The 13697-nt window shown below is 26.3% G+C and carries 15 protein-coding genes and 1 pseudogene; 12 read left to right on the forward strand and 4 right to left on the reverse strand.

Annotation, left to right across the window (positions count from 1 at the left end):
* Positions 1 to 385: 385 nt before the first annotated feature.
* From accB to BUA19_RS10020, 5 genes are all read left to right on the forward strand, one after another.
* Positions 386 to 838: an acetyl-CoA carboxylase biotin carboxyl carrier protein gene (gene accB, locus BUA19_RS10000; protein WP_072726123.1), complete on the forward strand. Its 453-nt coding sequence runs from the start codon at positions 386 to 388 to the stop codon at positions 836 to 838.
* A 15-nt stretch (positions 839 to 853) separates the two neighbouring features.
* Positions 854 to 2200, forward strand: a complete 1347-nt coding sequence (accC, locus tag BUA19_RS10005) for an acetyl-CoA carboxylase biotin carboxylase subunit (protein WP_072726125.1) — start codon at positions 854 to 856, stop codon at positions 2198 to 2200.
* A 15-nt stretch (positions 2201 to 2215) separates the two neighbouring features.
* Entirely contained in the window at positions 2216 to 3067 is an 852-nt protein-coding gene (gene accD, locus BUA19_RS10010; RefSeq protein WP_072726127.1) for an acetyl-CoA carboxylase, carboxyltransferase subunit beta, read from the forward strand.
* Positions 3068 to 3078: 11 nt separating this feature from the next.
* Entirely contained in the window at positions 3079 to 4029 is a 951-nt protein-coding gene (locus tag BUA19_RS10015) for an acetyl-CoA carboxylase carboxyltransferase subunit alpha (RefSeq protein ID WP_072726129.1), read from the forward strand.
* A 105-nt stretch (positions 4030 to 4134) separates the two neighbouring features.
* Entirely contained in the window at positions 4135 to 4395 is a 261-nt protein-coding gene (locus BUA19_RS10020) for a stage V sporulation protein S (RefSeq protein WP_072726131.1), read from the forward strand.
* 50 nt (positions 4396 to 4445) lie between these two features.
* Here the strand turns inward: BUA19_RS10020 and BUA19_RS10025 are convergent, their stop codons facing one another.
* Positions 4446 to 4664, reverse strand: coding sequence for a hypothetical protein (locus BUA19_RS10025; RefSeq protein WP_072726133.1), 219 nt, complete (start codon positions 4662 to 4664; stop codon positions 4446 to 4448).
* 120 nt (positions 4665 to 4784) lie between these two features.
* Positions 4785 to 5993, reverse strand: coding sequence for a pyridoxal phosphate-dependent aminotransferase (locus BUA19_RS10030; RefSeq protein ID WP_072726135.1), 1209 nt, complete (start codon positions 5991 to 5993; stop codon positions 4785 to 4787).
* A 231-nt stretch (positions 5994 to 6224) separates the two neighbouring features.
* Here BUA19_RS10030 and BUA19_RS10035 point away from each other — a divergent pair, with 231 nt between their 5' ends.
* From BUA19_RS10035 to BUA19_RS10055, 6 genes and pseudogenes are all read left to right on the forward strand, one after another.
* Positions 6225 to 7055, forward strand: a complete 831-nt coding sequence (locus BUA19_RS10035; protein ID WP_072726136.1) for a sulfurtransferase — start codon at positions 6225 to 6227, stop codon at positions 7053 to 7055.
* A gap of 30 nt (positions 7056 to 7085) precedes the next feature.
* The gene (locus BUA19_RS10040; protein ID WP_242939282.1) at positions 7086 to 7610 is read left to right on the forward strand and encodes an NUDIX hydrolase; all 525 of its coding nucleotides are present in this window, start codon (positions 7086 to 7088) and stop codon (positions 7608 to 7610) included.
* Positions 7611 to 7689: 79 nt separating this feature from the next.
* Positions 7690 to 8337: a GerAB/ArcD/ProY family transporter gene (locus BUA19_RS12040; protein WP_178137493.1), complete on the forward strand. Its 648-nt coding sequence runs from the start codon at positions 7690 to 7692 to the stop codon at positions 8335 to 8337.
* A 5-nt stretch (positions 8338 to 8342) separates the two neighbouring features.
* Complete coding sequence (locus tag BUA19_RS12045; RefSeq protein WP_084602040.1) at positions 8343 to 8777, forward strand: GerAB/ArcD/ProY family transporter; 435 nt, start codon at positions 8343 to 8345, stop codon at positions 8775 to 8777.
* A complete protein-coding gene (locus BUA19_RS10050; protein ID WP_072726140.1) occupies positions 8761 to 9906 on the forward strand; it encodes a Ger(x)C family spore germination protein in 1146 nt (381 codons plus the stop codon). Before BUA19_RS12045 ends, BUA19_RS10050 begins: the two co-directional genes overlap by 17 nt.
* Before the next feature lie 12 nt (positions 9907 to 9918).
* Positions 9919 to 11355: pseudogene (locus BUA19_RS10055) on the forward strand (spore germination protein).
* Between the two features lie 34 nt (positions 11356 to 11389).
* On the opposite strand, the gene BUA19_RS10060 reads toward BUA19_RS10055, so the two are convergent.
* Positions 11390 to 11884, reverse strand: coding sequence for a dUTP diphosphatase (locus tag BUA19_RS10060; RefSeq protein WP_072726142.1), 495 nt, complete (start codon positions 11882 to 11884; stop codon positions 11390 to 11392).
* A 170-nt stretch (positions 11885 to 12054) separates the two neighbouring features.
* Between BUA19_RS10060 and BUA19_RS10065 the strand changes: the two genes are divergently transcribed.
* Positions 12055 to 12831, forward strand: coding sequence for a polysaccharide deacetylase family protein (locus tag BUA19_RS10065; RefSeq protein ID WP_072726144.1), 777 nt, complete (start codon positions 12055 to 12057; stop codon positions 12829 to 12831).
* An 18-nt stretch (positions 12832 to 12849) separates the two neighbouring features.
* Here the strand turns inward: BUA19_RS10065 and BUA19_RS10070 are convergent, their stop codons facing one another.
* A complete protein-coding gene (locus BUA19_RS10070; RefSeq protein ID WP_072726146.1) occupies positions 12850 to 13542 on the reverse strand; it encodes a DUF421 domain-containing protein in 693 nt (230 codons plus the stop codon).
* Between the last annotated feature and the right edge of the window lie 155 nt (positions 13543 to 13697).

Below are 13697 nucleotides of genomic sequence, written 5' to 3' on the forward strand. Positions count from 1 at the left end.
GTCCACAATGATAACATGTATTAGGCATATAGGTTAATGTAGCATAAAAAACTTTAGATTTAACATTGTTAATAATTTCTTCAGAGTAATAATTATCATTAAAAGTTATATTAGGGTCTTTTAAATTAAGCAAATTTAGTATAAAATTATTATGAGACATGAGAAATCACTCCTTTTATGATTTTTTTGTGGTGATTAAATTATAACTAAGTGATTCTCTCTTGTCTCGTTTTTTTATACAAAAAATTAGTGTTAGTTTTCACCAACACTAAATATTATAGACCCACTTTATTGGTCAACAGTATTTTTTGGTTGTAAGTAGAAACAACAATATGATATAATATAACATAGTATTAGTACCAGGTATAAAAAGGAGGTATAATTTATGAATTTAAAAGATATTGAGGAATTAATATTAACTATAGATAAAACGAGTATAAATAGAATTGATATAGAGTTAGACAATTTAAAATTATCTATACAAAAAGGAGAAAGTTTGCAAAAAAAGGTAGTTGCACAAGAGGATAACAAAAATCAAGAAATGAATATAGAGACTTTTACAGAAGAAGAAAACATTGAAAATGATGAAGAAAATGTATATATAGTAACTGCACCGTTGATGGGAACTTTTTACAGAGCTTCAAGTCCGGATGCTCCTCCGTATGTAAGTGTAGGAAGTAAAGTAAAGAAAGGGGATAAACTTTGTATACTTGAAGCGATGAAGTTGATGAATGAAATAGAATGTGATGTGGATGGAGAAATTGTAGATATATTAGTTGAGAATGAAGAATTAGTAGAGTATGGTCAGCCTTTATTTAAAATTAAGATACAAGGCTAGTCGAGGAGGGTATTTATGATAAAAAAGCTACTTGTTGCTAATAGAGGAGAAATAGCTGTGAGAATAATTAGGACTTGTAAAGAAATGGGGATAAAAACTGTTGCTATATATTCACAAGCTGATAAAGACTCTTTACATAGATATATGGCAGATGAATCGATATGTATTGGTCCTAATAATATAAGTAAAAGTTATAATAATATAGACAATATAATATATTTGGCTATAAAAACTAAATGTGATGCTATACATCCAGGATTTGGATTTTTATCTGAAAATTCATCTTTTGCTAGAAAATGTGAGGAAAACAATTTGATATTTATAGGACCAAAATTTGAGCAGATAGATAAAATGGGAGATAAATCGACGGCTAGAGAAACAATGATTAAAGCAGGTGTTCCTGTTGTATTAGGTTCAAAAGGAGTAATTACAGATGTAAATGATGCAATTGATATAGCAAAAGAGATAGGTTATCCAATTTTAATAAAGGCCTCCAGTGGAGGAGGGGGAAAGGGTATGAGAATAGTTTATAATGAAGATGAGCTAAAGGCTAATTTTGATATGGCAAAAGGAGAAGCTTTATCTTCATTTGGAAATGATGAAATGTATTTAGAAAAATATATAGAAAATCCAAGACATATAGAGGTTCAAGTGTTTGGAGATAAATATGGAAATGTAGTTCATTTTGGAGATAGAGATTGTTCTATGCAAAGAAGAAATCAAAAGGTAATTGAAGAAAGTTTATCACATTATCTGGATGAAGGTATTAGAAAAAAATTATATGAAGCTGCTGTAAAGGCTGCTAAATCTATAAATTATATTGGTGCTGGAACTGTTGAATTTATAGTTGATAAAGATAAAAATTTTTATTTTATAGAAATGAATACTAGAATACAGGTTGAACATCCGATTACTGAAATGATTACAGGAATTGATTTAATAAAACTTCAAATATTAATAGCATCAAATGAAAAAATTCCTTATTCTCAAGAAAATATTAAATTTAATGGTCATGCAATAGAATGTAGAATAAATGCAGAAGATCCATTTGACAATTTTAGACCATCTCCTGGAAGGATAGATTCTATACATGTCCCTGGAGGATTAGGAGTTAGATTTGACAGTTTTGTATATGGAGGTTATACAATTCCTCCAATTTATGACTCAATGATAGGGAAGTTGATATGTTGGGGAAAAAATAGAAATGAATGTATAAGTAGAATGAAAAGAGCACTTGACGAATTAATAGTAGAAGGGGTAAAAACTAATATAGAGTTTCAAAAAATGCTTATAGAAAGTGATGCGTTTGTAAAAGATGAACATCATACTAAATTTATAGAAAATGAATTTTTAAAAAATTAGCTAGAGGTGATAGCTATGATAAAAAAATTATTGAATAAAGAAAAAGAATATGCTAAAGTTTCTATAAACAAAAATTTTAAAAATAAAAGTGTAGATGATAAATTTTGGATAAAGTGTAGTTCTTGTAATAATGATATTTTCAAAAAAGAAGTGGAAGAAAATTTGAACGTATGTCCAAAATGTAATTATCATTTTAAGTTTTCGGCAAGAGAAAGGATAGATTTATTAATTGATGAAGGTACATTTGTAGAATTAGATAAAGATTTAACTTCTATAAATATACTTAATTTCCCTGAATATGAAGAAAAGATAGATAAGTACAGCAAAAAAACTAAAGAAAAAGAAGCGGTTATTACAGGATATGGAAAGTTGTGTGGAATAGATGTAGTTTTATGTGTTATGAATCCAGATTTTATGATGGGAAGTATGGGGGCTATAGTAGGCGAAAAAATAACTAAAGGTATAGAGTATGCAATAGAAAATCAACTTCCTGTTATGATAGTTTCTGCATCGGGAGGAGCTAGAATGCAGGAGGGAATAATATCTTTAATGCAAATGGCAAAAATTTCTCAAGTTTTAAAAAAACTTAGCGATAATAATTTATTATATATATCTATACTTACAGATCCTACAACTGGAGGAGTTACAGCTAGTTTTGCTATGCTTGGAGATTTGATTATAGCAGAACCAAATGCTCTTATAGGGTTTGCTGGACCTAGAGTTATCAAGCAAACTATAAAACAAGATCTTCCAGAAGGGTTTCAAAAATCAGAATTTTTACTTGAACATGGTTTTATAGATTTGATAGTTGATAGAAAAGATATGAAAAATAAACTTTACAAGATATTAAAAATTCATGGATATTAGGAGGGCTGATTATGAGTAGTAGTTTACAAATTGATAAGCCCATTATAGAGCTTGAAAAAAAGATTGAAGAACTAAAAAGAATATCTAAAGAAAACAATATAGATTTATCTACAGAAATAAAAATATTAAGTGAGAAATTAAGTAATTTAAAAAGAGATGTATATGAGAATTTAACGCCATGGCAGAAGGTAGGTTTAAGTAGATCGAGTAATAGACCGACAACAAAGGATTACATAGAGAATATATGTAGTGAATTTATAGAACTTCATGGAGATAGATTATATAAAGATGATAAAGCAATAATTGGAGGTATAGGATTTATAGAAAATATTGCTGTTACTATAATAGGACATCAAAAAGGTAAAGATGTAAAAGAGAATATAGAAAGAAATTTTGGAATGCCTCATCCAGAAGGATATAGAAAAGCTTTAAGACTTATGAAACAAGCTGAAAAATTTAATAGACCTATAATAACATTTATAGATACACCAGGTGCATTTTGTGGACTTGAAGCAGAACAAAGAGGTCAAGGAGAAGCTATAGCTAAAAATTTATTTGAAATGAGTAGTTTAAAAGTTCCTATAATATCGGTTGTTATAGGAGAAGGTGGTAGTGGAGGAGCTTTAGGACTTGGAGTATCAAATAAGGTAGCGATGCTTGAACATTCTATTTATTCAGTTATATCGCCAGAAGGTCTTGCTAGTATATTATGGAAAGAAGCTTCTAAAGCTAGCGAAGCTGCAAATATAATGAAGCTTACAAGTAAAGATTTATATGAATTAAAAGTTATAGATAAGATTATTAAAGAGCCTTTAGGTGGAGCTCAAGAAGATGTAGAATTTACAGCTAAAAATATAAAAGAATATATTTTAGAGGAAATAGAATATTTTAAAAATCAGAAAAAAGAAGATATTATTTCTCAAAGATATAATAAATTTAGAAAAATTGGATATAATTTATAAATAAAAAGAGGATTTATATATAAAACGTAGAATATTATATATACGTAAAAAATCTAATTTAAATGTACAAGGAAATATAATAATACTAAAGGGGGCATATATGAAATGGAAGTATTAAAAGTTTCATCAAAATCTAATCCAAATTCTGTTGCAGGAGCTTTAGCAGGAGTTTTAAGAGAAAAAGGATCAGCTGAAATTCAAGCTATAGGAGCTGGAGCTTTAAATCAAGCTGTTAAAGCAGTAGCTATAGCTAGAGGTTTTGTTGCACCAAGTGGTATGGATTTAATATGTATACCTGCTTTTACTGATGTTGAAATTGACGGAGAAGAAAGAACAGCTATAAAACTTATAGTAGAGCCTAGATAATTTGGCCAATAGATAAAAAAAGAACCTTCATATGAAGGTTCTTTTTTTATCTATTGGTTTTGCGAATTAAACATTTGAAGCATTAACATTATTTGATCCATAGTAATTCCGTATTGTTCTAATAAATTATCGATTATAGGATAAAATTCTTTTATAAGTTCATCTTTATTTTCTTTTATAAGTTTTTCTACAGATGGAATTATTTTTTTTATAAATTCTATTTTTTCTTTTTCAGATAAAGAATTAAAATTTTGAATAAGTTCGTTCATTATTTAAACCCCTCCTTTAAAGTTTTACTGTTATATTATACAAAAAAAACATGTTTTTGAAAATATGATAAATAAAAAAGGACTTTCGTATTTTAAAAGAAAGTCCTTTTTTGAAAATTTTTATATAGTTGTTTTTGTTAGTTTTTTTGGATATTTTTCAAGACCAGCTTTTAATATTTCCATAGATTTTGATAGATCTTTTTCATTTAATATATATGCAAGTCTAACTTCATCTTTACCGAGGCCTTTAGTTGAATAGAAACCTTCAGCTGGAGCCATCATAATAGTTTCACCATTTAAATTAAAGTCTTTTAGCATCCAAATAACAAAATCTTCTGCATTTTCTACAGGAAGTTTGGCAACTACGTAAAAAGCTCCTTTAGGTTTTTTGCATAAAACACCATTCATATTATTCAATGCATTATACAAAATATCTCTTCTTTTTTTATATTCTAAATTGACTTCTTTAAAATAAGATTCGGGAGTTTTATAAAGTTCAATAGCACCTATTTGTTCGAGTGTTGGAACGCAAAGTCTACCTTGGCATAATTTTAAAACTTGAGCTATAAATTCTTTATTTTTAGATGCAATAGATCCAATTCTAGCACCACAAGCACTATAACGTTTAGAAACACTATCTACAATTATAACTCTATCTTCGACTTCTTTTATATTTCCAAAACTGGTATATTCTAATCCATCGTATACAAATTCTCTATAAACTTCATCGGCTATTATGAATAAGTTATATTCTTTAGCAATAGATGCAATCATTTCTATTTCTTCTTTACTATAAACAACTCCAGTTGGATTGCCAGGGTTTGAAAGAAGAATTGCTTTGGTTTTTGGTGTGATAACGTTTTCTATTTCGTTTTTAGATGGTAAATGGAAACCTTTTTCTGCCTTGGTTGTAATAGGTTTTATATTTACATTTACAGCTGTCGCAAAACCGTTATAGTTTGTATAAAATGGTTCAGGGGCTAGTATTTCATCGTATGGATCAGCTATAGCTATCATAGAAAATAATAATGCTTCACTTCCACCGTTAGTTATTAGTATTTCATCTTGTTTAAAATCCATATTATAGTTTTTATAATATTTAGATATAGCGTCTATAAGTTCAGGCATTCCTTGGGAAAAAGAATATTCTAAGACATCTTTTTTAAAGTTTTTAACAGCCTTAAAGAATGTTTCAGGTGTTTTTATATCAGGTTGACCTATGTTTAGGTGATAAACTTTAATACCTTTTGATATAGCTTCTTGTGCATAAGGAACTAATTTTCTTATTGGAGAAGCTTGCATAGAAGTTATTCTTTTTGATAAATTCATTTTAAATATCCCCCTTTAGTATAAATTACTTTTAATAAAAGGATAACATAAAATATTGGAAAAATCATTATAAAACAACATAATAAACAGAAAAATTTAAAATTTAAAATAATTCAAAATTCGACTTTGTTGTAAATTAATTTATTGTTAAAAATATTTTATAACTGGTATATTAAAGTATAAATTGTTAAAATAGGAAGTGTAAATATATAAAGTAAAGGAGTTGATATTTTGAAAAATTTAGTTAGTGTTGAATGGCTTAAAAATAATATTGATAAAGAAAATTTAGTTGTAGTAGATTGTAGATTCGATTTACAGACTCCATCTTATGGAAAAGACAGTTATCAAAAAGGTCATATAAAGGGAGCTTTTTATATGGATATGAACAAGGATTTAGCAGGAGAAGTTGAAGAACATGGAGGGAGACATCCACTTCCTGATTTAAATATTTTTAAAGAAAAGATAGAAAATATAGGAATAGGAAACAATACAATAGTCGTAGCTTATGATGATGGAGAAATAGCAGGTGCCTCTCGTTTTTGGTGGATTTTGAAGTATTTGGGACATGAAAAAGTATATATATTAAGTGGTGGAATTAAGAAATGGGTAGAAAAAAAATATCCTTTAACTCAAGATATACCAAGTAAAAATAAAAAAGAGTTTAATATAAATTTAAATGAACAAATAATTGTAGATATGTTTGAAGTTAGAGAAAAGAAAGATAAAGAAAATGTAATTATAGTAGATTCAAGATCAAAAGAGAGATATAGAGGAGAATTTGAGCCGATAGATAAAGTGGCAGGACATATACCAGGAGCTAAAAATTATTTTTGGAAGGATGTTTTAGAAAATAATGAATTAAAGGAATACAATAAATTAAAAGATCATTTTAAAGATTTGGAAAAATATGAGGAAGTGATAGTGCACTGTGGATCAGGAATTACAGGATGTGTAAATTTTGTAGCTCTTGATGAAATAGGTATAAATTCTAAACTGTATGTAGGTTCTTGGAGTGATTGGATAAGTTATAGTGAAAATGAAATAGCAAAAGGTGATGAATGAGAGTTTTGTTAAAGGAGAGTGAATTTGTATATGTTATTATATGATGGATGGCATAAAATAGAAGAAATTATTGCAAATATAAAAGGAAGAGAAGTTAAGCGAGAAAAAATTATAATTAAAGGTGGAGTTTCTGGAATTGTTATAAATAGAGATAATAAAGTTTTATTAGTAAAACAATATAGACCTTGCGTAGGACATTATACGTATGAATTAGTAGCAGGATGTATTGATAAAGATATTTCTAATAAAGAAATATTATTAGAAGAATTACAGGAAGAATGTGAGATAACTAAAGATGAAGTAATATCTATTAGTGAAAAGCCGTTAGTTGAATATTATATGATGTGTGGCTCTAGTGATGCTACAATGTCTATATATTTAGTGAAAGTTGATAGTAAATCAATAAATAAAAAAGTAGATGATGTAGATGTAGAAGAAATAGTTTGGGTAACAGTTCAGGAAATGGAAGAGATGAAAGAAAAAGGGTTGATTAAGGATGGAAAAACAATTATTGCTTTAGAAAAGTTAAAAAATTATTTTAAGAATGATTATTAAGGTAAAGAAATTTCTTTACCTTATTTTTTTATTCAAAATTGTCAATAATAATAAAATAAATTTAGTTAGAGGTGAATATATGATTGAATCTCTTTCAAATAGACAAATAGCATTTGTTATTTTTGGTGTAATAATAGGATATGGAATTATGGGACTTCCTAAAGATATTGCGGAAAATATAGGAACAGGAGGATGGATTGTTTTATTAGGTGCAACAGGTATAACTGTCATTTTAGGATGTATATTTACATATCTTTCGTATATTTATAAAAATAAAACTATTTGTGAATATAGTGAAATACTAATGGGGAAATGCATATCAAAATTAATAGTATTTTCGTATATTATAGAATTTTTTTTATTTTCTGCATTAGCAGTTAGAGCTTCTTCTGAAGTAATAAAATTAAATATATTATTAAAAACACCTGTTTGGTCAATATCTTTATTGTTTTTTATAGTTATATATTATGCTGTAACAAAAGGTTTGAGAACAATTGCAAGAATTTGTGAATTATATGGAATAGTAATTATTGTAGTAGGTTTGTTTTCTCATATTCTTTTATTTACTCAAGGAGAATTAGTAAATTTAAGACCTTTTATTGTTCCGGCGAGCATAAATTCATATATTAAGGCTCTTTTTACAACTGTAATTCCACTTTTAGGAATAGAAGTTTTTGCTTTTATTCCTTTTGATAAAAAAATAATAAAAAAGTATTTAAGTATGTAATTTTAATGATAATATTTATAGGTATTTTTTATATAGTTGAAGTTGAAGCGTGTATATCTGTAATGGGTATTGATGCAATTATAAATTATGAAAATGCATTGCTTGCAACTATAAGAAGGGTTGATATATCACAACTTCAATTTTTTAGAAGATTAGATGGGTTTGTTTTAACGACGTGGATAATGGCTGTATTTACGACAACTATTTTATTTTCTTATGGAACAGTTTTTTTTATTAGTAAATGTTTTAATGTTAATTTTAATACTATTTCACCTATTATAATGATTTTATTATTTTTAACATCTCAAATTTCAAAAACTACCATGCAAATAAGAAATATATTGGATTATATAGGATATTTAGCAGTAATTAATGGAGGGATAATACCATTAATATTATTAATAATAACAAAGGTGAGAAAATATGATAAAAATATTTAGTAAATTAATAGTAATATTTATTTGTTTAATATTGCTTACTAGTTGTTGGGATTATAAAGATATAGATCAAAGATGTATAGTTCATTCGGTTGGAGTAGATAGAGTTGATGGAAAAATTGAATTTTCAGGAGAAATAACACAAATAAAATCTTCTAAAGGAGGGGGAGGATTAAAAACAGAAAAAGCTGAAGCAACCAGTGTTTACAAGCTTTTATCCTATGGTAAAAATTTTGAACAGGCTAGGATAAATTATGATTCAGTAAATCCATTTCCTGTATTTTTAGGAGCAACGAGATTAGTTGTTTTTGGAACAAATTTTGCAAAAGAAGGAATAGAACCTTATTTAAATAGAATCGATAAATTTTATGATTATAGAAAAACAATTCTTATTGTAATAACTCGTGAAAGACCTAGGAAATTATTTGATATTCCTGTTAAAAAAGATATATCTATGGGTTTTTTAGTTGAAGATATTTTAAAAAGTTTAATTGAAAAAGGGAGGGCACTGAATATAAATGTTGGAAAAATACTTTCTTATATGGCATTAAAAGATGTTGGTTATTTACTTCCTTATATTGGAATTGAAGAAGGGTCTGTACAATATTTAGGACTTGCAGTAATGAAAGATTCAAAATTAATTGGTACTATAGAACAAGAAAATACAAGTGGAATATTGTATTTGCTTGCTGATAAACCTAAATTAACTGAAGTTATAATTTTACCTAATGAAGAAAAAAATAAATATGTTATAATAACTTCACTTAGAAAAAGAAAAATAAAAACAGAATATAAAAATAATAAAGTTATAATAAATGTCAATTTAGATTTAGAAGCACAATTGCAATATCAATACTATATCGCTTCGATAAATGATAAAAAAATAAAAATGTTGGAAGATAAACTTTCGAAAAAAATAAAAAATTATATTGTAAATAATTTTAAAACATCTCAAAAAGAATTTGAATGTGATTATTTTCAGTTTGTAAAATATTTTAAAGCTGATAATCCTAAAATATATAAGGATATAAATTGGAAAAAAGAATATCTAAATTCAGATATAAATGTAAATGTTAGGGTGAAAATTAAAAATTTAGGTTTTATAGATCCAAATGCAAAATCTAAATATTAAAGGGTGAATGCGGTGAAATTAAAACAGACTAATAATTTTATTGATTTTATTAAAGATATAACTAAAAGAAATTTAGGAATAAATTTAAGAAAATTATCTGTTATGAACATAGAATTATTTATACTTTATATTCCTCAAATTACGGATAAAGATAAATTATCAAATAACATTATAAAACCGATTTTACAGTATAACAAAGATATTGATATAAATATACATAAAATAGCTTATTCTATTGTTTATGCAGAAGACATTTTTATAGACAATGATGAAAATAAAATTTTGAATTATATTTTGGAAGGTAAATCTGTTATTATTCTAAATAATGATGAAAATTATTTAGTAGCTAATGTTGTAAAAGTAGAAAAAAGAGATATAAATTTACCAGAAGTAGAAAATACATTAAGAGGATCTAAAGATGCATTTACTGAAAATTTTGATGCTAATTTATCGTTAATAAGATATAGAATAAAAGATGAAAATCTTAGAATAGAAAATTTCAAAGTAGGTAAGAGAACAAAAACTAATGTTGCAGTGATATATATTGGTGATATAGCTAATGAAAATTATGTAAGGGAAGTAAAAAATAGATTAAAAAAAATAAATATAGATGGAATAGTTGAATCGGGATATATTCAAAAATTTATACTAAATAATGCTTTGAATTTATTTCCTCAAGTTGGTCTTGTAGAAAGATCAGATATGGCTGCTACAGCAATATTAGAGGGGAAAATCTGTATAGTTGTTGAAGGGAGCAATATAGCTTTATCTACTCCAAAAACATTTATGGAATTTTTAGATTCTGGAGATGATAGATATGACAATACTTATATATCTGTGTTTTCAAAAATTTTGAGGATAATAGCTATTAATATAGCACTTACAGTATCTTCAATGTATGTTGGAATTGTTTCTTTTCATCCAGATATTTTGCCAGAATAATATATTTTAGCTTTAGCAATAGCAAGAGGATCAGTTCCTTTCAATGCTGTGATAGAAACATTAATAATGGAAGGAATATCGGAAATATTAAAAGAAGCTAATATAAGACTTCCAAAGCAAATTGGGTCTGCGATAGGTATTGTAGGAACTATAGTAATTGGTCAAGCAGCTGTTGCAGCTGGGCTTGTTAGTCCATTGATGGTTATAATAGTATCTCTTTCTACTATGTGTTCGTTTGTAGCACCTGATTATACAATTATGAATCCGATTAGAGTGTTAAAATTTTTTATGATTATAATGACAAGTTTATTTGGTTTATTTGGTTTTATTATGGGATATACCATTATAATTATAAATTTGATTTCAACTACAAGTTTTGGAATACCTTATCTTGTACCTGTTGCTCCTTTTAATTTTACTGATTTTAAAAATTATATGTTGGATAATATAACTTTAGCTAAAAAGAGACCTGAATTTTTAAAAACTAAAGATAAAACAAGACAATAAATAGAAAAACCTCACAATTGTGAGGTTTTTTATATTAATATCCTTCTTCTTGTCTTTTATGATTTATATTGTTTTTATGTAAATAAGATTTTTCGATTTCTTCAGGTGAAAAGTTCAGTTGTTTACCAAGTGATAAAAATTTTGAGAACATATTTATATAATTTTCTTTAGAGATGTTGTTTTTTAATAATGAAATAGAATCAAAAAAATTTAAAAAAGTATTTGTTAAATCTTCGTTTGTATTTTCGGAATTTAAGTCATTAATTGTTATGTCGTTAAATTTTAAATTAAGACCTATAGATAATATGAAATGTAGGCAGTCAACAAATTCTTCTAGTATTATATTTTTAGGAGATGGGCCTTTTAAACTCCAGAATTTAAAGCATCTTGTTTCGTTAGCGAGTTCACCAACTTCGACTTGAAGTGCAAGTATTTTATGAGAAATTAAACTTTGATTTATAAGATTATGGGTATTGTTGATTTTTTCATCAAGTTTCTGTTGAAGATTGTATAATTTTTCAAGATTCATTTTAAACTCCTTTCTATATATAAAAATTTTAGAAGTAGTTATATGTATAAATATATTATATAACATAAATGGATGTAAGTGTAGTTTTGGGAAGCTTATAATTGTTATGCATAATTGATGTTGTATTTTAATAATTATAAAAATAGGTATTTTGGAAAGGAGAGATAATGATGAATAAACAAGTATTTAAGATAATATTTGTTATATTATTAATTACAGTTGTTATTAGTCAACTGTATATGATGATTGTAAATGTTATTAAAATTAACGGTGTTTTTTTTGACAAATTAATGAATAATGATGAGTTGATATGGAATGGGCCTAGAGATAAAAAAATAGTAGCATTGACTTTTGATGATGGACCTCATCCTAGAATTACACCGAAAATATTGGATTTATTAAAAAAATACAATGTTAAAGCAACTTTTTTTGTTCTTGGAAAACATGTACATTTTTATCCAGAACCATTAAAAAGAATAAAAGAAGAAGGACATGAAATAGGAAACCATACTTTTAGTCATATAGATGTTAAAAATACAAGTAAGAAGAAAATAGAGGAAGAATTTGAAAAGACTCAAAATGAAATTTTTTCTGTAGTTGGAGAAAAACCAAGTATTTTTAGACCTCCTTTTGGGTTTTATAATAAAATTGTAAAGGAAATTGCTAAAAAATATGGAGTTAAAATTGTGCTTTGGTCAACTGATAAAGATACAAAAGATTGGAGTAATCCAGGGGTTGATAAAATAGTTAAAACTATTCTCAATAATATACGAAATGGAGATATTATTTTGCTTCATGACTATGTAGAAGGAAAAAGTCAAACTTATGAAGCTTTAAAAATAATTTTACCTAAACTCAAAGAAAGAGGATATAAATTTGTAACTATCTCTGAATTAATTAAAATGAATGATTATAAAAACATGAAACCAGAGATAGTCGAAAATTAAGTTTTAATATGAGAAATGTTAAATATTTTTCTTTTTTATTATATAAATACCTTCATCTTTTTTCCAATCAGCATATAAAATATTTTTTATTTTATCTATATTATTAGCATGAAGTTGTTTTTTTAGCCATTTTTCATTAAAACCACAACTTTTAACATTGTCCCATAAAACTTCTCCATCTAATATAAAAGTAACTGGTAAATGTACAGGTTTTTCTGGTAAATTTAGATCTTCATTTATTGGATTTTCGTATTTTGATTTTTTTAAAACACTAATTGAACCACTTGGTTCTAAAATAGCATATTCAACTTCACGAATAGAAAATACGTCTTTTGATCTTAGCAAGCTTTGTAATTCATTGATATCTAATTTTTCTTTTTGTAATTGTTTAAAATCTATTTGTCCATGGCGAATTAAAATAGATGGATTTCCTTCTAAAAAACTTCTTGTTTTTTTAAATTTTTGAGTTATTATTTCAACTACATACATTAAACATGTCCACAAGAGAATAGCATATAAGATATAGAGTATGTTAGTTTCTTTGTCGTAAATAGCATTTCCTACTAATTCCCCTAATATTAATGCAGATATAAAATCAAAAGGAGTAATTTGATTTATTTGAGTTTTTCTTAAGAAATAAGTAACTGTAAGTAAAGCTAAAAACCCAACAGTTAATTCTAGAGTTAGACTAAAAATAAGAGATCTATCCAATTTATTCAGCTTTATAAAATCTATAAAAATTTAAATAAATATATAAAAATTATAGATTTTATTCATACACTCAATATTTTTACAAATATTAGTGTACATAATAGCATATCTCTACAATGCTATACCGCAAGCCAACGGTACTTTTATTCACCTCT

Source organism: Tepidibacter thalassicus DSM 15285, assembly GCF_900129915.1.
In the GTDB taxonomy this organism is placed as follows: domain Bacteria; phylum Bacillota; class Clostridia; order Peptostreptococcales; family Peptostreptococcaceae; genus Tepidibacter; species Tepidibacter thalassicus.

Bases quoted from the DNA above. Each gene is read 5' to 3' on its own strand.
- accB (WP_072726123.1), top strand. From the start codon at position 386: ATGAATTTAAAAGATATTGAGGAATTAATATTAACTATAGATAAAACG.
- accC (WP_072726125.1), top strand. From the start codon at position 854: ATGATAAAAAAGCTACTTGTTGCTAATAGAGGAGAAATAGCTGTGAGA.
- accD (WP_072726127.1), top strand. From the start codon at position 2,216: ATGATAAAAAAATTATTGAATAAAGAAAAAGAATATGCTAAAGTTTCT.
- BUA19_RS10015 (WP_072726129.1), top strand. From the start codon at position 3,079: ATGAGTAGTAGTTTACAAATTGATAAGCCCATTATAGAGCTTGAAAAA.
- BUA19_RS10020 (WP_072726131.1), top strand. From the start codon at position 4,135: ATGGAAGTATTAAAAGTTTCATCAAAATCTAATCCAAATTCTGTTGCA.
- BUA19_RS10025 (WP_072726133.1), bottom strand. From the start codon at position 4,664: ATGAACGAACTTATTCAAAATTTTAATTCTTTATCTGAAAAAGAAAAA.
- BUA19_RS10030 (WP_072726135.1), bottom strand. From the start codon at position 5,993: ATGAATTTATCAAAAAGAATAACTTCTATGCAAGCTTCTCCAATAAGA.
- BUA19_RS10040 (WP_242939282.1), top strand. From the start codon at position 7,086: ATGTTATTATATGATGGATGGCATAAAATAGAAGAAATTATTGCAAAT.
- BUA19_RS12040 (WP_178137493.1), top strand. From the start codon at position 7,690: ATGATTGAATCTCTTTCAAATAGACAAATAGCATTTGTTATTTTTGGT.
- BUA19_RS12045 (WP_084602040.1), top strand. From the start codon at position 8,343: ATGATAATATTTATAGGTATTTTTTATATAGTTGAAGTTGAAGCGTGT.
- BUA19_RS10050 (WP_072726140.1), top strand. From the start codon at position 8,761: ATGATAAAAATATTTAGTAAATTAATAGTAATATTTATTTGTTTAATA.
- BUA19_RS10060 (WP_072726142.1), bottom strand. From the start codon at position 11,884: ATGAATCTTGAAAAATTATACAATCTTCAACAGAAACTTGATGAAAAA.
- BUA19_RS10065 (WP_072726144.1), top strand. From the start codon at position 12,055: ATGAATAAACAAGTATTTAAGATAATATTTGTTATATTATTAATTACA.